The sequence below is a fragment of the Clostridium sp. AF32-12BH genome (assembly GCF_003477935.1).
GTDB lineage: Bacteria > Bacillota > Clostridia > Lachnospirales > Lachnospiraceae > Brotaphodocola.
In genome coordinates, this window is sequence record NZ_QUEH01000004.1 from 1 (window position 1) to 19,745 (window position 19,745).

The following is a 19,745-nucleotide window of genomic DNA, read 5'->3' on the forward strand; positions in this document are numbered from 1 at the left end:
GATATATAAAATGAGCTGCCGCACGTTAGTGCGACAGCCCCATTTTTTCGTATGATAGGAAATTCCTCCACTCGGAGGAAGTCATACTAAAAATGCCCGCTTTTATGCGGGCACCAAAACAAGACAATTACTGAAAGAAGTCGATATAGAAACCTTCTTCGGGTTCTTCACCATCCCAGTCATCATCTTCAGTTAGAAAATAGTGCATATCCAAAAGGTCTGAATCCGACATGTTCTTAACGAGTTTTGCTGTCATACCTTCTGGTGGATGAGCAAAGAAATAAAATCCAGTGCAGGGATACATTTTTTAACAAAAGCATTGTCTTCATGGCGATGATAATGGAAAGTAACATTTTTACCATCATAAGAATCAATGCGGTTTAAGGCAATGACAGGGCGTCTAAGATAGCGGCTGATATATTTGGTGACTGTTTTAGTATCGCAAAGATTAGGTTTGGCATAGACGTAGAAGCCGTTGGAATCTTTTTTACAGTGCGGAATGTTCAAAATGCGTCAGCAGAAGCCGGATCAGCTGCTTCATAGGCTCAGAAAGCGTACAGGTCTTTGGGTAAGCGGCTACAATGTAAAAGGTAAACGGAGGATTGAGGGAATACGTGCGGAAGGTGTCCCCCTCGTGGTGGGAATCGCCTGGTACAAACGCATTTCCAAGTCCTTTGTTTAACATATAGCGGCGGGAAACATTATCCTCGACCTCACAGATGACGTTGGGCTGCAGCTGCATCGCGCGGAGGATCTGTTCTTCACTGTCACGGGCAAAAGAGGGGGCGTGGGTGAGAACAAAGTAATCATCCCGGAGTTTTTCGAAATTACCGGCATGGATCTCTTCCTGGGAGACTTCCGGATGACCATCCGGGAGAGCGAGTAGAAGTTCTCCGGTCCACAATGGAAGATATTCCAAAACGGTGTGCTCTAAGGATGCAGTAAGCACAATCCCAAGATCTGCCCTGCCCATGATCAGATCTTCCTTGGCCTTTGGGCTGTTGCAGCGCTGGGACAGAATCTCTATGTCCGGATATAGTTCGCGGAATGCAGGCAGACATTCGATGGCGGATGAGGTCGCGCAGGCAAAACGGAGCGTGTTTTTATTACTGCGACTCATGGAGGAAATCTTTTTTAAGGCTTCCCGCTTGATCTGCAGGATAGAATGTGCCCCATTGATATAGATTCTCCCGGCATCGGTGATGGAAAGACCGTTCTTTTCCCGCAAAAACAGCGGGGTTCCAAGCTCGTCTTCCAGCTTTTTTAACCGCTGGCTGAGTGCTGGCTGGGAAAGATAGAGACGCTCGGCTGCCTTACTGAGGCTTTTTTCTTCTGCAATGGCAATGACATATTCTAAGATTTTGGTGTCCATGTGTGGGTTCTCCGTTCCGTATCATATAATTCGTATTCTTCTAAAAGTCTTTTGGCATTGGCATTCGGATTGAAACGGTAATTTGCCCGTTTGCTTTCCTGCAGATAGTTTAAATAGATCAGGAAACGTTCTTCCTCGCTCAGAATGTGATCGGGAGCGGACATGATGGTCATATGCACGGAATAAGACGGTTTCAAAGAAAAGTAGACCAGGTTTTTGGAAGGCTCCACATGACCGCGTCCAAGCAGCGCTACACCGGCGCCCTGGTCTGCCATGTGCTTTAAGATCAGGTTGTTGTCGGATTCGTAAACAACGGTCGGCTGCATCTGGTTCTGCTGAAAAATCATATCCGCAGTCTGCCGTATGGTTGAATTTTCTGTAGCGAGCAGGAACGGGGTATCCTGAAATTTGCGGATATCGATCGCGGTCAGGTGATCGAGGTCCTGGCTTGCCTGGTAGGCAAGTGGATGGAAGGAAGGAACGAAAAGAACCAGTTCTTCCTCATGGAAAGAAGTATGGATGATATCGGGTTCGTCCGGGTCGTTGCAGGTGCCAAGTGCCAGTTCGACGCTGTGGTCCTGGATGGCGCGGCGCAGTCCTGCCATATAACGTTCTTTCATCTCGATTTTTACATTGGGGTAACGGCGGTGAAACTGGTTGAAGATCTGGGCGATGGCGATGGAACCGCGCAGCGGAGTCACGCCAATGTGCAAGGTTTTCTGGTAACCGTTGGAGAGCTCGGAAATCATCTGATATGTCTGCTCTTTCACACCGATGATACGGGTAGCGGCTTCCAGATAGATTTTCCCTGCAGCGGTTGGATACAGCTGTTTTTTATAACGAAGGAATAATTCCGTTCCCAGTTCGTCTTCCAGTTCTGCCAGGTATTTGCTGAGCGCCGGCTGGGATACTCCGAGTTCTTTGGCAGCAGCAGACAGACTGCCGGTTTCGGCGATCGAAAGCACATAAGTAAGTTGTCTGGTATTCATGTGACAGCCTCCATAACAAGCATCGCTGTGTGCAAAACGCAGGAGCAACGATGTATAACTTTTACTTATATGATATATAAAATTAACCTGTTTGTCAATCGTCATATTGTGTATTATAATACAGACATAGATGAGAAAAGAAATACAGATTGACTCATCAGAAACAAAATCGTAAATTTTTTCATAACAGGTAATCGGGAAAAACTATAATTATTTGTTATGAATTAGAAAAAAGGAGAGGGAGAAAACACTATGAAAAAGAACAGATTATTTGCAGCAGCTATGGCAGCATGTCTGACCGCAGTAAGCCTTGCAGGATGCGGATCATCCTCAAGCTCTGAGACCACTGCAGCAGCAACGACCGCTGCAGCAGCAGAGAGCAAAGCAGAGGGCGGCGATACCGCAGCAGCAGGCGATGCAGTAGGTCCGTGGAAATCCGGCGACAACGTTTACATCGACGTTCCGGCAAAAGCAGGCGGCGGTACTGACCTGTACACCCGTTATTTAACCCAGGCTCTTGGCGAGGTTTGCCCAGGCGTAAACTTCGTTGTAACCAACTACGATACCGGTGAAGTTGGTATGGAGCACACCAAGAACGCAGCAGCAGACGGCTTAACCCTGGTTACTTGCCACGGCGGCGCTATCATCCAGTATCTTGCTGGTTCTTCTGAAGTTAACATCAAAGATGACTTAAAGGTTGTTGGTATCATGAACCAGGGCGGTCCGCAGGCCATCATCGCAAAACCGGGCGCTCCGTACAAAAACTTTGCAGAGCTGGCTGATTATATCAAAGCTAACCCAGGTCAGGTAGTTATCGGTTGTTCCTTAGGCGGTACCACCCAGGTGCTCTTCACTTCCCTGGTTGAGGCTCTGACCGGTGATGCAAACTCCGTAAACTATGTACAGTGCTCTTCCGAGGCTGATAAGCTGACCAACGTTGCAGCAGGTTCTATCGATATTGCAAACTGCTCTATCCCGAACGCAGAGTCTTACGATGCTGACAACAAGATTACCGTACTGGGAAGCCTTGGACCGAAAGTAGCAACCCTTGAGAACATGAGTGAGCTGGTTGGTACTGAGCTGGATGAGAAGTTCGCTACTACCCAGGAGCAGGGTATCGATGTAACCTGGGATTCCAACTACTATGTACTGGCTCCGAAGGATACTCCGGATGAGATCTGCGAGGCAATCAACGAGGCTCTGTGCAAAGCCAGCGAAGTTCAGTCCTTCATCGATGGCAACAACTCCATGGCTACCTACATTGCAGCTGTAAACTATGAGGATACCAAGAAAGCTCTGGATGACGAGTGGGCATTCCAGGATGACCTTGTATCTTCCATGGGTCTGAAGGTTCGCTAAAGAACCGAACAGAAACGAAACTAAAAAACATGTCCGGCTGTCCTTACGGGCAGCCGGATTTCTTTTTAAGGAGAGATTTCCTATGAAAAAATTGAATCGTACCTATATCATGGGTATTGTGTTTATCATTCTGGCTCTGTGGGTTCTGTTCCAGACCACACAGATTCCGGAAAAACTGGTTTCCAACGAGCCGGGACCAAAGCTGTTCCCGTACATTTCCGCGATCGGCATGATCGTCATGGCAGTTCTGTCCATGATCTTCGATGGTAAAAAAGAAGCAGAAGATAACAAAAATGGCGCTGCTCCTTACCTGGATGCAGCAGGATGGAAACGTCTGGCACTGATCATGGTTGAGTGTATCGTATTCTGCGTAGCCATGAACGTAATTGGTTTCTGGATCACTGCCATGGTTGGCATGATGATGTTCATCATGACCCTGAAAGTGGACAAGAAGATCAACCTTGTATTTGCAATCGTATTCAGCATTGCACTGGGCAGCCTGTGCTACTTCGGATTTACCAAGGGCTTCAACATCCCGCTTCCGAAGGGTTTGATCTGGAGTTCCCTTGGCATTAAGATGCCGTAAGCAAGAAGGAGGAAATAGAAAATGGCTAGTTATCTTTCAGCACTTGGCGTTTTGTTCCAGCCGATGAACTTCATCATGATGTACCTGTGTTCCCTGGTCGGCTGTGTACTTGGTGCAATCCCTGGTCTTTCCGGCGGTCTTGGTATCACCCTGATCCTGCCGATGACGTTCGCATTAAACACAAACTTAAGCTTTGCAATGTTGCTTGGTATGTATGTCGGCGGTGTATCCGGTTCTTTCATCGCAGCAGTATTAGTCGGAATCCCTGGTTCCGCAGCTTCCATCGGTACCTGTTATGATGGTTATCCGATGACCCAGAAAGGTCAGGCAGCACGTGCGCTGACCATCGGTATCACTGGTTCCTTTATCGGTACCCTGGTTTCTATCATCGTTGCAACCCTCTGCTCTACCTTCATTGCAGATGTTGCCCTGATGCTTGGACCGTGGGAGTACTTCAGCCTTTGCCTGATGGCAATCACCATGGTAGTTGGTTTAAGCAACGGTTCCATTTTCAAAGGTCTGTTAGCTGCATTCTTTGGTCTGTGGCTTTCTACCATTGGTTCCGATATGGTTACCAACCAGCTTCGTTTCACCTTTAAGAATACCAACCTGTATGGCGGTATCAACGTTGTCTGCCTTCTGATGGGTACTTTCGCACTGCAGCAGGTAGCAACCAGCTACGCAAAGAACAATCTGGATATGCCGGAAGTAGATGCAGGTTCCTTAAAGGGATTTGGACTTAGCTTTAAAGATTTCAAAGCAAACTTAAAGACTATTATCACTTCCCTGTTCATTGGTCTGTGGATCGGCTTCCTTCCGGGCATGGGTTCCGGTATCTCCAACCTGATCGCTTATGGCCAGGCAAAGAAGATGAGCAAACATCCGGAGAAGTTCGGTACCGGTATCGATGAAGGTATCTGGGCAACCGAGGTTGCAAACAACGCAGGTGTCGGCGGCGCAATCATCCCGATGATCGCTCTTGGTATCCCTGGCGATGCAACCACCGTACTGTTAATGTCTGCCATGACCATTCACGGACTGCAGGCAGGCCCGATGTTCATTAAGAACAACCCGCTCCTTGCAAACCTGATCTTTGCAACCATACTGGTATCTGCAATCCTCATCTTTGTAACCGAGCTGTTTACCAAACGCTGGTTCCCAATGCTGTTAAAGGCTCCGTACCATTACCTTTACAGCGCGATCCTCATGATCTGCTTCTTAGGTGCTTACTCCGCATCTACCTCGATGTTCAGTGTTTACCTGGTACTGGTATTCGGTGCCGTTGGTATCCTGATGGAGTTCTTCAAGATGCCGGGTACCCCGTTAATGCTTGCATTCATTCTGGGAAGCAAGATTGAGAGTTACTTCCGTATGGGCTGCTCTTACGCAAGAGGCGATATGACTTCTTTCGTAACCCGTCCGATTTCCCTGATCTTCATCCTGATCGCTGTTTACAGTGTGGTTGGACCGATCATCACAAAAATGCTGAAGAAACGGAAAGCAGCAGCAAACTAGGCAGAATGGGTGTCGATATAGGTCGGCAACAAGAGATGTAAACCAAACTGTTTTTAGAACAGCAGTGAGATAAGGTGAGAAGCCGGAGCTAGAAATAGGCTTCGGCTTTCTTACTGCCAAAAATCGGAAAATCGTTAAGAAAATTAGAAAAATTGAGAAAGACAGAATAAATCAGAAATCAGAATACGTTGAATGACATGAATGGAGGACAAGTGATGCTGACACAGGAACAAAAAGAGACCATGATCGCGGCACTCCGCGGCAAGAGTGTGGCAAAAGAGAACATTACCGAGGAATACAAAAAGAACCTGGACCTGGCTGAGCGCGAAGAAGTCAAAGTAACAACTTCCGAGGGACCGGTTCCATGCTATATCTTTACAGCGAAAAACCGTACCAAAAACTGCCCGGTACATATCAATGTACACGGCGGCGGATTTGTACGCCCGCATGTACTGAGAGATGAGATCTACTCTGCAAAGGTGGCAGATGCGATCCAGGGAATCGTTGTGGATGTGGATTACAGCCTGGCTCCGGAGTATCCGTACCCGAAGGCATTCAACGAGACCTATGAAGTATGCAGATGGGTATTTTCCATGCTGGAGCACTGGGATGCGGACAGCAGACGCGTATCCATGGGCGGACACAGCGCAGGTGCAAACCTGACTGCCGCTGTCTGCTTAAAGGCAAACCAGACCAAAGAGTTCCAGTTCTGCCTGCAGGTTCTGGATTATGGCGCATTCGATATGGTAACTGACCCGGCAGACAAGCCGGAGGCAGCAACCAACATGATCCCGGTAGAGCGCGGCAGAATGTTCAGCCTTGCTTACACAGACGGAAATCCGGAAACCTTAAAGGATCCGTACTGCAGCCCGTTTTTAGCAACCGATGAGATGTTAAAAGGGCTTCCGGAAGCGCTGATCACCAGTGCCGGACATGATAATTTCCGTTTCGAGGATGCGGATTATGCAAGACGTCTGGTATTGGCCGGAGTAAAAGTTACCCAGAAATGCTTCTTAAATTCTTACCACGGCTTCATCGTTCACTGCACGGATGAGTGGGAAGAAGGACAGCAGCTTGTAATTGATACGATCAAACAGGCATCCCTGTAGAATGGAGGAAACAATCGATGAACGTTCAGTTAGATGCAGAACTGGTTATGGAGCTTCGTGCAGATTGTCCGGAGGAGGACAGACTGGTTGTCGGAGGCAATGACTGGGGATATTTAAAGGTGATCCAGATCAAAGGCGGCCATTTTGAGGGCGAGAAGCTCCGCGGCCGTGTTGTACCGGGCGGGGCAGACTGGAATATGGGAGTCGGCGGAGACACGGAGGATACCGTAAGCTCCAGAACCGTATTCGCAAAATATTTGCTTCAGACCGATGACGGTGTTTACATTGCCATCGAAAACCTTGGCTATAAATATGCAGACCAGGAGAAGAACAGCGTCATCCAGACCCGTCCATCCTTCCATGCACCAAGAGGAAAATATGAGTGGCTGAACTATGGTGTCTATGTCGGAAGTCTTTCCGGAAGCACCGTAGACGGAGTCCGTGGTGTCAATATTAAGATTTATAAAATGATGTAAGCATAAGTGAGGCAGGCAGAAAGGAGCCGGAATTATGAAAAAAGTAATCAAACCGGGCAGGGCAAGAAAGAGCATTAACTTTATTGATAATATCGTATATTCCAGACAGAAAGACCTCGAAGGCAATGAGATGGAGCTGAAGATGTCCATCATGCTGCAGAACGGAAACAGCGAGATGCGTCTGGCATCCGGACATGACGATGAGGCAGACGACAAGACTCCGAAGCCGGCAATTCTGTGGGTTCCGGGCGGCGGATACCGTGGATGCGATAAGAACCTGATGGTAGCGGAGATGGCATTTTTAGCAGATGCCGGATACGTGGTTGCTTCCATGTATTACCGCAGCAGTGCCGAAGCACATATGCCCTCCCAGATCATCGACGTAAAGACTGCGATCCGTTTCCTGCGTGCCCATGCAGATGAGTATGAGATTGATCCGGACCGCATCGGCATCATCGGCAGATCTGCAGGCGGACATCTTTCTGCACTGGCTGCCATGAACTCCGATCTGTATGAGAGTGAAGAGTGGAGCGGCTATTCTTCCAAAGTGCAGGCTTGCTGCGATATGTTCGGACCGGTTGATTTCTTAAAGCTGATCGAGATTGATGAGCATGAGATTGCCACCAACCCGAATTTCCGCTGGAAATCCATGGCGGAGACGCATGAGGGAGCACTGATGGGCGGCGACCCGGCAACCTTAAGAGAGCGTTCCAAAGAGTTCTGCCCGCCGTACATTCTGACCAAAGAGATGTGTCCGATGCTGATCCTGCATGGAGACTGCGACAAGCTGGTTCCGTGCTCCATCAGTGAGGAATTCTATGATAAGATCGTGGAGGCAGGCATGGAGGACCGTGCAGATCTTTACATTCTTGCAGGCGCCGGACATGGAACCAAAGAGTTCTTCCAGCCGGAGACCAAGGAAATCATCTGCGCGTTCTTTGATAAAAATCTGAAATAAAATCTAAAACATGACAGTTTCAAAGCCGACTTTGCTGCACAAAACAACAGAGTCGGCTTTTTCAAAAAGTAGATTGTAACAGAGTAAAAAAGCAAATCCCAAAAAGAAAGAAGAGGATCAGAAATATGATGAAAGTACAGGTACCGATGTGGTCAACTGCCAGCGATGCAGAACTTCAGTTTTACCGGGAGATGGGCGTGGAGTATATCTCGGTCATGTTTCACGAAAACGACTGGGATTATGAGCGTGTGTCCCGCCTGCAGGAGCGCATGGCAAAGTTTGATCTGAAGATTACGGATGCAGGAAGCTTTTCCGTGTTTAAAAACCCGATCATTCATCTGGGACTGGAAGGCCGGGACGAGCAGATTGCGCGCTATAACCAGTTTACTACGGTTATGGGACAGTGTAAGATTCCGGTCTGCTCCCTGGCATGGCAGCCGGACGGTGCAGTGCGTTCCTACAAGCGGGTAGGAGAACATACCCGCGGTTCTGTCAGCGGGATCGTAGACATGGAGGAGATCGCAAAGCGGGAGGCGAGCCATGGACGGGTTTATTCGGAAGAAGAAATCTGGGATAATTTCAAATATTTTCTGGACCGGACACTCCCGGTATGTGAGAAAGCCGGTGTAAAGATGGCGCTTCACCCGAATGATCCGCCAGCTGCCTGTGTCATGGGAGTACCGAGCCTCATTTACAACAGCGATGGCTTTAAGCGTGCATTTGAACTGGCTGGAAACAGCCCGTATCTGGGCATGAAACTTTGCGTGGGCTGCTGGCTGGAAGCAGGGGAGCAGTTTGGCAACCTGATGGAAGACATCCGTTATTTTGTGGAGCAGGGCAAGGTGCTGGCTGTCCATTTCCGCAACTTAAGTGCTCCGATGCCATATTTTGAGGAAGTACTTCTGGAAGATGGCTACGCAGACATGTATGAGATCATGAAGCAGCTGGTGCGCTGCGGCTGCGACGCGCTGATTTCGGTAGACCACGCATCCCACGGCGTTCCGGAATTCGGAGGAATGGCGGGTGCGTACGGATATTCCACTGGATATATGAAGGGGCTTCTGTATGCGGCAGAGCAGGAAGTGAAGCGCGAGAGCGGAAAGTAAAGCTGCAAGCGCAGAAGGTAATGTGCAGGCGCAGAAAAGCAGCGCGGGAAAACGCGGAACGTTCGTTAATTAACGAGCTTGAAGAAAGGCGAAAAAGTAGGAAAACAGGTCGGAATTTTGGAAAATCCGGCCTGTTTTTGTGCAATTTTGCGGGCGAATGCTCGGTGTATGTATGAAATTAAAAAATACTCGTTTCCTTTTTAACTTAACTTGTATACAGAATACAAAAGGTATAAAATAAGCATGTAATTGAGAAAAATGAAGAATAAATGGAAGCTGCAAAAAGACAGCTGAATGAAAAAGGGAGAGAATGTTATGGCAGTACATGTAATTGATGAAGCTAACCGTTGTCTGAATTGTAAGAAGCCGATGTGCATGCAGGGATGTCCGATCCATACCCCGATCCCGATGATGATTAAGGCATTTAAAGAAGGAAACTTAAATGAGGCGGGGGAGATGCTCTTTGAGAACAACCCGATGTCCATGATCTGTTCCCTGGTCTGCAACCATGAGAAGCAGTGTGAGGGACACTGCGTGCTGGGACGCAAGGGTGAGCCGGTCCACATCAGCAGCATTGAAAATTACGTTTCCGATACTTATTTTGATAAAATGCAGATTCCCTGCCAGCCGAAGAATGGAAAGAAAGTTGCCGTGATCGGTGCGGGTCCTGCAGGCATTACCATTGCGATCCTTCTGGCAAAGAAGGGATACGGTGTGACGATTTTTGATTCCAGGGATAAGATCGGCGGGGTTCTTCAGTACGGCATCCCGGCATTCCGCCTGCCGAAGTCGATTCTGGAGCGCTACAAAGTAAAGCTGCGCGAGATCGGTATTAAGATCCGTCCGAATACGACGATTGGCGGAGCGCTGGAGATCAAAGATCTGTTCCGTGATGGTTACCAGAGTATCTTCATCGGAACCGGTGTCTGGAGACCGAAGACACTGGGAATCAAGGGAGAATCCCTGGGAAATGTTCATTTTGCGATCGATTACCTGGCGAATCCGGATTCCTATGACCTTGGCGATCATGTGGCGATCATCGGTATGGGCAACTCCGCCATGGATGTGGCGAGAACTGCACTGCGCAAGGGAAGCCGCCATGTAACGCTTTATGCAAGAGGACTGAGCAGCCAGGCAAGTGAGCACGAAACTACCTACGCAAAACTCGATGGTGCAGAGCTGGCATTTGGCTATCAGCCGGTAGAGATCAATGATGACGGTCCGGTGTTTCAGAAAGTCCTCTTCGATGAGGAAGGAAAGATCAGCGGATACGAGCCAACTCCGATTCAGGTACAGGCAGACAGCGTGATCATTTCCATCAGCCAGGGACCGAAGAGCAAGCTGGTCAATACCACGGAAGGTCTGAAAGCTTCCGAGAATGGTCTGCTTGTGACCAACAGCTTTGGCGAGACGACCCACCCGGGCATCTTTGCGGCAGGGGATGTGGTGCTGGGAGCCAAGACCGTTGTGCAGGCAACCGCGTATGCCAAGATGGTGGCGGATGCGATGGACAAGTATATGCGCGGGGAGCTGAACCAGATGCCGGGCGCGGATGTGTAGGAACGAAAGAACGATAGCAAACAAAACAAAAGAATGAAAGCAAACAAAAAAGCAAAAACCAAAATGCAAGTAGAAAGCACCGGATGCAGGGCAGCGGAGCGGTGATTTTCGGAAACAGAACAGTTGAAAAACAAAAGTGCAAGATTTCGGAATATTATGAAATCTTGCACTTTTTTCTGCACATTTAGAAATATGAACATGAAAATCTTCTTTTTATATGGTTTCTTTATGCCTCCATTACGGAATCTATATGGAAAATTCTGGATTTTAACAGGATTTAAACTCTTAGAAAAACTTTATGGAATCACAGTTTGGCGAATTTCCATTTTGAAAACCGTGTTGTTATAATCCGGGTAAGAGGTACGGAAAGTGCGGACAATACACGGAAACGGTGTTGGATGCAGGGAAAGCACACACATCCGGAATAAAGTGGATCTGGCGAAAACCGTGCCGAAAATAAAAAGGAGATGAGAGGTATGTTTTTTAAGAAGTACGGAGACATTGTGGTTGGCGTATTTTTCATGGCACTGTCCGCCATGCTGATGATCATGGCACAGATGCTTCCGAAATCCAAGGTCATGGATATCGGACCGGATTTCATGCCGATGGTGATTGGTTCGGTTACATTCGTCCTGGCAGCGATCCTGACAGTTTTAAGTATCAAGAATTTCAAAATGCATGGGAAGGAACTGGAGCACGCAGAACCTGAGGATTGCGATTATAAGCGTGTGATTTCCAGTATCATCCTGGTGCTGATCTATGTGTTTGTGCTTCAGCCGGTAGGATTCATTCTTTCCACCCTGGCTTATCTGATGCTGCAGATGGCAGTGCTGTCACCGGATGAGGAGCGCGATGCAAAGCACATGATCCGGCTGCTCGTAATCAACGTAGTGTTTACCCTGGTTGTATTTTTCCTGTTCCGTTATGGATTCAAGATCGTACTGCCGGCTGGTATCTTTACCATTAGTTTATAAGGAGGACGAAAGATTATGCAGGCATTGGGACTTTTAGGAAATGCATTTATCGGTATTTTGCATCCGGTTTCCATCCTTATGATGATTGCCGGTGTTGCGATTGGTATTGTGTTTGGTTCGATTCCGGGACTTTCTGCATCCATGGCTGTGGCGCTGATGCTGCCGCTTACCTTCAGTATGACTCCGTCCCTGGGCATGAATACCCTGGTAGCGGTTTATATTGGCGGTATTTCCGGCGGCCTGATCTCCGCGATTCTGTTAAACATGCCGGGTACGGCCTCTTCCATTGCAACCTGTTTTGACGGTCATCCGATGGCAAAACGGGGCGAGGCCATGAAGGCGCTGGGACTTGGAATTGTATTCTCAGCACTCGGCTCCATCTTCTCTTTCATTATTTTAACATTCTGTGCACCGCTTCTTGCAGATGTCGCACTGAAATTTACTCCGGCTGAGAACTTCGGTATCTGCTTCTTCGCACTGACGATGGTGGCAATCCTTTCTTCCGGAAATATGATCCGCGGACTTTTGGCTGGTCTGTTCGGACTGATGTTTACGCTGGTTGGTATGGCGCCAATCGACGGCACCCCGCGTTTTACCTTTGGAAGCACCAACCTGATGGCCGGATTCGATACCCTTCCGACTCTGATCGGTATCTTCGCGATCGCAGATATCCTGGTTACCGCGGAGAGTATGAAAGGCGGTCGTGTTGATACCATTCCGATCAAAAAGGTAAAAGGCTTTGGCTTTAGCTGGCAGGAGTTTGTTTACCATCTCCCGAACTTCTTCCGCTCTGCCCTGATCGGTACCGGTATCGGTATCCTTCCGGGAATCGGCGGTTCCACATCCGGCATGCTTTCCTATGTAACAGCAAAGAACATGTCCAAGCATCCGGAAGAATTTGGTAAGGGCTGCCCGGATGGCGTCGTAGCAACCGAATCTGCAAACAATGCGACCATCGGCGGTGCCATGATCCCGCTTTTAGTACTTGGTATCCCGGGAGACGGAGTAACCGCAATGATGTTAGGCGGATTCTTAATCCACGGCCTTTCTGCAGGACCGCTGCTGTTCGTAAAAAATGCAGATGTCGTATACGGAATCTTTGCAGCCTGCATGCTGTGTACCGTGATCATGCTGGTAGTTGAGTGGACCTGTATCAAGGGCTTTGTGCAGGTATTAAAAGTGCCGAAGCACATTCTGCTTCCGCTGATCCTCGTTCTGTGCTGTGTTGGTGCCTATGCAACCAACAATCGTATCTTCGATGTGCAGTCCATTCTGATCTTTGGTATCGTCGGATATGTTTATCATAAGTTCAGCCTGCCGACCACACCGTTTGTACTGTGCTTCCTGATCGGTGAGATGCTGGAAACCTACCTCAGACGAGGCATCATGCAGTATAAATCCTTCGGTGCATTCTTCACCAGACCGATCTTCGATGCATTCTTCTTCATTGCGATCGGAGTGCTCGTATGGACGGTTGTGAAAGAACTCAAAGCATACAAAGTGAAAAAGGCCGCGATGTAAACAATAGGATTAAAAAAACGATGGACCGTGGAAGTTGCCTTCGGCAACTTCCACGGTCCTGTTACGTTCATGATAGTATTCGTTCAGATCCGCTCCGGCTGTATCCCCTTCCACCAGTTGTCTGCGAGTCGGATGAATTCCCGGGCGCCGACGCTTAAGTAACCGGAGGTGGCATAGCTGACGGTAACATCCCAGCTGGGGTGTCCGGGAAGACGGAAGCAGACCAGTTTTTCAGATGGATTTCGCACATAGTACCAGGGGACAATCCCGCAGCAGATCGTGGATTCGACGAGGGATACGATTCCGGCAGTACTGTTGCTCTCAAACAGGATATCCGGCTGAAAAGCGCTGCGGGCAAAAATCTGGTCGCAGAGTGAGCGGAGTGTGGAATTGCGGTCCATCAGCACAAAGGGCTCATAGCGAATCTCACTTAAATCCAGTGTGGCAAGCGGTTCACCGGGCGGTGCAGCTTTCTGGGCAATCGGATGGATCGCCGGTATGATGAGGATCAGTTCTTCGCTTCCCAGGATCTGGTACTGGTTTTTAGACCAGTCTGATCGGGAGAGAACCTGAAAACTGATATCCAGATCTCCGGAGGCAATGGCAGCCTGCTGGGCGGATACCCGCATTTCCAGAGGGCGTATCGTGAGATTTGGCATGGAACGGTGCAGTTCCGGGTAAATGGCGGTAAACATGTCGAGCCCCCGGCTGGGACACAGACCGATGTTTAAGGTGCCTTTGCACAGACGGGAGACATCGTAAAGCTGGTTATAGGTGTTTTTCTTGATCTGCATCATTTTTTTGGCACCTTCCACGTAGATGCGCCCGGCATCGGTCAGACACCATTTGTTTTTCGTGCGCTGGAACAGCGGGGTGCCGAGTTCGCGCTCCAGCTTTAAAAGCTGCTGGTTTAAGGCGGACTGGGTCAGAAACAGTTTTTCTGCCGCTTTGGTAATGTTATTTTCTTCCGCGATCTTTAAGATATATTCGATTTGTCTGGTATCCATAATCTTCCTCTGTTTTTTATTTCAGATATTATTATGCTTATTAAGCATGTCAGGGAAAATTCCCTGGAAAAAAATGATTGCTTGTTTGCCGTTATTGTAACAGAAAACACAAAGCTTTGGTTGCATGCAGCCGTAAGAAAAGTGTAAAGAAATGATAAATTTAAAGTCAGATGCTTGACAAAGTGACAGTCTGTCATTATAATGTGATATATTGTCACGTAAAAAAGTGACAGATTGTCACAAAAATGACAAAAAGGAGGTGCAAGCATGCCTACGGAGCGATTTTACCGTCTTCCGGAAGCGAAAAAGCAGATCATCCGGGAAGCAGCCATCAAGGAATTCGCAAGAGTCCCGTTTGATAAGGCTTCTATTAACCAGATCATTCAGAATGCGGATATTTCCCGCGGAAGCTTTTACACATATTTCGAGGACAAGCAGGATGTGGTCCGCTATATTTTTGAGGATCATGCAGCACAGCTCAAGGATTATTGCGAAAGTGAGCTGAACCGTAATGGCGGTGATTTTTTTACCATGTTAGACTGGCTGTTTGAGTTTACGATCCGCCAGCTGACGGAGTCGAAGGAAATGATCGAGGTGGTGAAGCATGTATTTTCCTACCAGGAGAATACCAGTGCATTTGGTATTGAATTTGGCTGCAAACCGCCGATGGGAGGAATAAAACCAGAGGAGTCCCCCGTACAATGGTTGTTAAAGAAAATCCGCCTGGAGGATTTTGCAGTGCAGTCGGAACAGAAACTCGATACCGTCATGCAGCTTGGTATGGTATCCCTTCTTCTGGCTATCCGGGCTTACTATCAGGACCCGGATGATCTGGAAGCAATCCGGATCCGCTACCGGGATGCGATGGAAGTATTAAAGTATGGCGTGTTAAAAAAATAAGCTGCTGGTCACGCCCAAGTGAACAGGAACAGCAATAACCCATAAAAAGACGAGGATAAGAGGAGACAGCTATGAAAAAGAAAGTAGTAATTGCAGGAGTGGTAGTTGCGGCGATTGCGGTTGTGGCAGGCCTGAGCTTAAGCCGCGGCAAGCAGACGGAAGAGGAAACCCTGATCCCGGTTGTGAATGTGGAGAATCCGCAGACCGGAAGTATTGAACTGTACCGCAGTCTGGTGGGCAAGGTAGAGCCGTCTGATGTGGTCTATATTTACCCGAAGGCAGCCGGTGAGATCACCGACGTGTTTGTGAAAGCAGGCGACATGGTCCAGGAGGGACAGCCGATCTGCAAGATCGATACCAAGCAGGTGGAGGCAGCAAGACTCCAGATGGAATCTGCACAGCAGGCTATGAATGACGCGAACACCAACTTAAACCGCCAGCAGGCCCTGTTTGCTGCAGGCGATATCGCAAGTGTAGCGTTTGAGCAGGCCCAGACTCAGGCCAAGAATGCCCAGATCTCCTATGATTCCGCAAAGCTGAACTATGATTATCAGGTGGAATTTGCAAACGTGACTGCACCGATTTCCGGCAAGGTGGAGACCTGCAACATTGAGGTTCACGATAATGTGGCCTCCCAGGTGCTTCTGGCCGTGATTTCCGGCGCGGGCAGCAAGTCCATCACCTTTTCCGTTCCGGAGAAGGTGGTAACCGAGCTGCATGTAGGCGACCCGATCAGCGTAGATAAGAATGGTACCGATTACCAGGGCACCATCAATGAGGTCAGCAGCATGATTGACGATTCCACCGGACTCTTTAAGGTAAAGGCGTCCGTGGAAAACGGCGATGCGCTCCCAACCGGTTCTACCACCAAGCTTTCCGTTATTTCTGACCGTGCAGATAACGTGCTGACCATTCCGGTTGATGCGGTTTACTATTCCGGTGGAGATGCTTACGTGTATACATACGACAACGGAACCGTACATTATGTTCCGGTTGAGGTTGGTCTTTATGATTCTGAGAAGGCACAGATCCTTTCCGGAATCAATGCTTCCGATGAAGTCATCACGACCTGGAGCTCTGAACTTTATGAGGGTTCCCAGGTACAGAAGGCAGATCCGGCTGCAGCGGCTTCCATTGATTCGGAAAGCGATGCACAGAATGCTGAGGGCGGTGCAGCAGATGGCGCACAGACCGCCGAAAATGCAGAAAGCACTGAGTCAGCTGCCGAGACAAAAGGTAACTAAGGGTAAAGCAGAAGGAGGAAAACATCAATGGGATTAACAAAATCAGTCCTGAAGCGGCCGGTTACCGTGGTCATGGTAATCCTGTGCCTGATCGTGTTCGGTCTTCAGTCCGTGCTTGGATCCAAGCTGGAGCTGATGCCGACCATGGATATGCCGGTACTTATTGTATATTCCGTATATCCGGGTGCCAGCCCGGAGGACGTGAACGACCTGGTCAGCACCAAGATCGAGGATGAGATCGGTTCCTTAAGCGGTGTCGATACGATCCAGTCCCGTTCCATGGAGAACGTATCCCTGGTCATCATCCAGTATGACTATGGTAAAGATATTGACGAAGCATACGATGACTTAAAAAAGAAAATGGACGCCATAGAGGGCGATCTTCCGGATGACTGCAATGCTCCGGTCATCATGGAGTTAAATATCGACGAGATGGATACCATGTCTCTCGCGGTCAATAATAAAGCAGAGTCCAATCTTTATAACTATGTAAACAACAAGATCGTTCCGGAGTTTGAGAAGATCACGACCGTTACCGATGTCAGCATCAGTGGTGGACAGAAGGAGTACATCCAGGTAGAACTGATTCCGGAAAAACTGGAACAGTATCACTTAACCCTTGCTTCTGTGGCATCTTCCATCGGAAGTGCAGATTTTACTTATCCGTCCGGCGATACCATTGTGGGTGGTCAGAAGCTTTCTGTCAGTGCCGGAACCGAGTATGGCACCGAAGAACTGTTAAAGACCATTCCGCTGACCGTTGGAGGCGGCAATGTCATTTATCTGTCGGATATCGCGAATGTTCAGACAGCGCAGGAGGATGCCGACAGTATTGCGCGCTACAATGGTGAGGATACCATTTCCATCGGCATCAAGAAACAGCAGAGTGCATCTGCGGTTGATGTTTCCAAGTCCGTAAAGCAGACCATCAAAACCCTGATGGATGCCGATGAAAACCTGGAGATCGTTACCGTAAACGATACCAGTGACAACATCACTTCTTCTTTAAAGAGTGTTATGCAGACCATGGTGATGGCAGTTGTGGTTTCCATGCTGATCATCTTCCTGTTCTTTGGTGAGATCAAGGCATCCCTGATCGTTGGTACCTCGATCCCGATCTCTATCCTGGCTGCCCTGATCCTGATCCAGGTTATGGGCTTCTCCTTAAACGTAGTTACCTTATCGAGCTTGGTACTTGGTGTAGGTATGATGGTAGATAACTCCATCGTAGTGCTGGAGAGCTGCTTCCGTTCCACCAAGGGAAAAGGCATTGTGGGATACCGGGAAGCTGCCCTAGAGGGAAGTGGCATTGTGCTGCAGTCCATTATCGGAAGTACCGTGACCACCTGTGTTGTATTCCTGCCGCTGGCTCTGCTTCAGGGTCTGACCGGCCAGATGTTCAAGCCGTTAGGCTTTACGATCATTTTCTGTATGGTGGCATCCCTCATCAGTGCAATGACCATTGTTCCGCTTTGCTACTGTTTCTATCGTCCGCAGGAGAAAGAGGAATCTCCAGTCGGTGCTTTGATCCGTGCCATGCAGAATGGTTACCGCGGCATTATGAAGGTGCTGTTGAAGAAAAAGAAAACCGTGATCTTCACTTCCGTTGCATTGCTGGTGGCTGCCTTCTGGATGGCTTCCCAGCTGCGCATGGAGCTGATGGTTTCCGATGATACCGGTGAGATTTCCGTTTCCATCGAGACCCGCCCGGGTCTGACCCTGGAAGAACAGGATAAGATTTACGCGCAGGTAGAGAAGATCATAACGGCAGATGCAGATCTGGATTCCTACATGTTAACATCCGGCGGAAGTGGTATGTCTGCCATGACCAGTTCCGGCGCAACGCTGACTGTCTATCTGAAGGATGACAGAAAGCGAGAGACCAATGAGGTCATCAAGGAGTGGAAGCCGCTCTTAAACCAGATCGCAGGTGCGAATATCTCCATGGATATCGCATCGTCCTCTTCGATGATGAGCAGCAACAGTGGCATTGAGTACATCCTGCAGAGTACACAGTACGATGAATTAAAGGATGCATCTGACCAGATCACCAAAGAACTTCTGGAGCGTCCAGAAGTATCCAAGGTACACAGTACCCTGGAGAACGCAGCGCCGGTTGTCAAGCTGAACATCGATGCCATGAAGGCGAATGCAGAGAATATCACCCCGCTTCAGATTGCAGGTACCGTCAGCAGCATGCTGGGCGGCAAAGAGGCAACGACCTTAAACGTAGACGGTGACGATGTCAGTGTTATGGTAGAGTACCCGGATGATGAGTACGACACCATCGACAAGTTAAAGGGCATTGTACTTCCGAATAATGCAGGCGGTTCCGTGGCCCTTGCCGATGTGGCCGATGTGGTATTCCAGGACAGCCCGAATACCATTACCAGAAAAGATAAGCAGTATCAGGTGACCATCACCGGCGATGTAGCGACCGACGATGCGCGCCAGATCGATGCGATCGAGAACAAATTATATAATGAAGTTGTAAGCAAGCATTTGACCCCGACCATCACCCGTGCCTTAAACTCCCAGGATGAGAGCATGAAGGAAGAGTTCGGCAACCTGGGTACCGCCATCATCACCGCGATCTTTTTGATCTTCGTTGTCATGGCAGCACAGTTCGAGTCACCGAAGTTCTCGCTGATGGTCATGACCACTATTCCGTTCTCCCTGATCGGTTCCTTCGGACTTTTATACCTGGCGGACTGCCCGATCAGTATGGTATCCCTGCTTGGATTCCTGATGTTAGTCGGTACCGTAGTAAACAATGGTATCCTCTATGTCGATACCGTAAACCAGTACCGCAGTGAGATGGACCGCGAAACCGCTCTGATCGAGGCTGGTGCGACCCGTCTGCGCCCGATCCTGATGACAACGTTAACGACCATTGTATCCATGATCCCGATGGCGCTGGCCTACGGTGACAGCGGTAAGAGCATGCAGGGTCTGGCCCTGGTAGATGTGGGAGGTCTCGTGGCTTCCACTGTGCTTGCACTCTTAATGCTGCCGATCTACTATGAGGTTATGAGCCAGAAAAAGAAACCGGAACCCCATTACGATTAA

At 48.9% G+C, this 19,745-nt stretch carries 17 protein-coding genes; 13 read left to right on the top strand and 4 right to left on the bottom strand.

Going from position 1 to position 19,745, the window contains the following annotated elements; all coding sequences use genetic code 11:
• Positions 1–252: 252 nt before the first annotated feature.
• The 3 genes from DWZ40_RS04690 to DWZ40_RS04700 are packed head-to-tail and all read right to left on the bottom strand — an operon-like array spanning position 253 to position 2,361.
• Complete coding sequence (locus tag DWZ40_RS04690) at positions 253–507, bottom strand: transposase (protein WP_243035201.1); 255 nt, start codon at positions 505–507, stop codon at positions 253–255.
• Positions 488–1,372: a LysR family transcriptional regulator gene (locus tag DWZ40_RS04695; protein WP_118531643.1), complete on the bottom strand. Its 885-nt coding sequence runs from the start codon at positions 1,370–1,372 to the stop codon at positions 488–490. Before DWZ40_RS04695 ends, DWZ40_RS04690 begins: the two co-directional genes overlap by 20 nt.
• Positions 1,354–2,361 (bottom strand): LysR family transcriptional regulator, encoded by a 1,008-nt coding sequence (locus tag DWZ40_RS04700; protein ID WP_182431616.1) that lies wholly within the window; start codon positions 2,359–2,361, stop codon positions 1,354–1,356. Before DWZ40_RS04700 ends, DWZ40_RS04695 begins: the two co-directional genes overlap by 19 nt.
• Positions 2,362–2,613: 252 nt before the next feature.
• Here DWZ40_RS04700 and DWZ40_RS04705 point away from each other — a divergent pair, with 252 nt between their 5' ends.
• From DWZ40_RS04705 to DWZ40_RS04750, 10 genes are all read left to right on the top strand, one after another.
• On the top strand, positions 2,614–3,720 hold the full coding sequence (locus DWZ40_RS04705) for a tripartite tricarboxylate transporter substrate-binding protein (RefSeq protein WP_118541254.1): 1,107 nt from the start codon (positions 2,614–2,616) through the stop codon (positions 3,718–3,720).
• 82 nt (positions 3,721–3,802) lie between these two features.
• Entirely contained in the window at positions 3,803–4,306 is a 504-nt protein-coding gene (locus DWZ40_RS04710; protein ID WP_118531648.1) for a tripartite tricarboxylate transporter TctB family protein, read from the top strand.
• Positions 4,307–4,327: 21 nt separating this feature from the next.
• A complete protein-coding gene (locus tag DWZ40_RS04715) occupies positions 4,328–5,821 on the top strand; it encodes a tripartite tricarboxylate transporter permease (protein ID WP_118541256.1) in 1,494 nt (497 codons plus the stop codon).
• Positions 5,822–6,036: 215 nt separating this feature from the next.
• Positions 6,037–6,930 carry an alpha/beta hydrolase gene (locus tag DWZ40_RS04720; RefSeq protein WP_243035202.1) on the top strand — a complete coding sequence of 298 codons (894 nt, stop codon included), beginning with the start codon at positions 6,037–6,039 and terminating at the stop codon, positions 6,928–6,930.
• A gap of 17 nt (positions 6,931–6,947) precedes the next feature.
• Positions 6,948–7,406 carry a DUF3237 domain-containing protein gene (locus DWZ40_RS04725; protein WP_118531654.1) on the top strand — a complete coding sequence of 153 codons (459 nt, stop codon included), beginning with the start codon at positions 6,948–6,950 and terminating at the stop codon, positions 7,404–7,406.
• Positions 7,407–7,440: 34 nt separating this feature from the next.
• The gene (locus DWZ40_RS04730; protein WP_118541260.1) at positions 7,441–8,364 is read left to right on the top strand and encodes an alpha/beta hydrolase; all 924 of its coding nucleotides are present in this window, start codon (positions 7,441–7,443) and stop codon (positions 8,362–8,364) included.
• Between the two features lie 125 nt (positions 8,365–8,489).
• Positions 8,490–9,470 (top strand): mannonate dehydratase, encoded by a 981-nt coding sequence (locus tag DWZ40_RS04735; RefSeq protein WP_118541262.1) that lies wholly within the window; start codon positions 8,490–8,492, stop codon positions 9,468–9,470.
• 315 nt (positions 9,471–9,785) lie between these two features.
• The gene (locus DWZ40_RS04740; RefSeq protein WP_118541691.1) at positions 9,786–11,030 is read left to right on the top strand and encodes an NAD(P)-dependent oxidoreductase; all 1,245 of its coding nucleotides are present in this window, start codon (positions 9,786–9,788) and stop codon (positions 11,028–11,030) included.
• A gap of 476 nt (positions 11,031–11,506) precedes the next feature.
• Positions 11,507–12,004 (top strand): tripartite tricarboxylate transporter TctB family protein, encoded by a 498-nt coding sequence (locus DWZ40_RS04745; protein ID WP_118541264.1) that lies wholly within the window; start codon positions 11,507–11,509, stop codon positions 12,002–12,004.
• Positions 12,005–12,019: 15 nt separating this feature from the next.
• Complete coding sequence (locus DWZ40_RS04750) at positions 12,020–13,525, top strand: tripartite tricarboxylate transporter permease (RefSeq protein ID WP_118541266.1); 1,506 nt, start codon at positions 12,020–12,022, stop codon at positions 13,523–13,525.
• Positions 13,526–13,608: 83 nt separating this feature from the next.
• Here DWZ40_RS04750 and DWZ40_RS04755 read toward each other — a convergent pair whose 3' ends face one another.
• A complete protein-coding gene (locus DWZ40_RS04755; RefSeq protein ID WP_118541268.1) occupies positions 13,609–14,532 on the bottom strand; it encodes a LysR family transcriptional regulator in 924 nt (307 codons plus the stop codon).
• Positions 14,533–14,799: 267 nt separating this feature from the next.
• On the opposite strand from DWZ40_RS04755, the gene DWZ40_RS04760 reads away from it, so the two are divergent.
• From DWZ40_RS04760 to DWZ40_RS04770, 3 genes are all read left to right on the top strand, one after another.
• A complete protein-coding gene (locus tag DWZ40_RS04760; RefSeq protein WP_118541270.1) occupies positions 14,800–15,432 on the top strand; it encodes a TetR family transcriptional regulator in 633 nt (210 codons plus the stop codon).
• A 71-nt stretch (positions 15,433–15,503) separates the two neighbouring features.
• Positions 15,504–16,676: an efflux RND transporter periplasmic adaptor subunit gene (locus DWZ40_RS04765; protein WP_118541272.1), complete on the top strand. Its 1,173-nt coding sequence runs from the start codon at positions 15,504–15,506 to the stop codon at positions 16,674–16,676.
• A gap of 27 nt (positions 16,677–16,703) precedes the next feature.
• The gene (locus tag DWZ40_RS04770) at positions 16,704–19,745 is read left to right on the top strand and encodes an efflux RND transporter permease subunit (RefSeq protein WP_118541274.1); all 3,042 of its coding nucleotides are present in this window, start codon (positions 16,704–16,706) and stop codon (positions 19,743–19,745) included.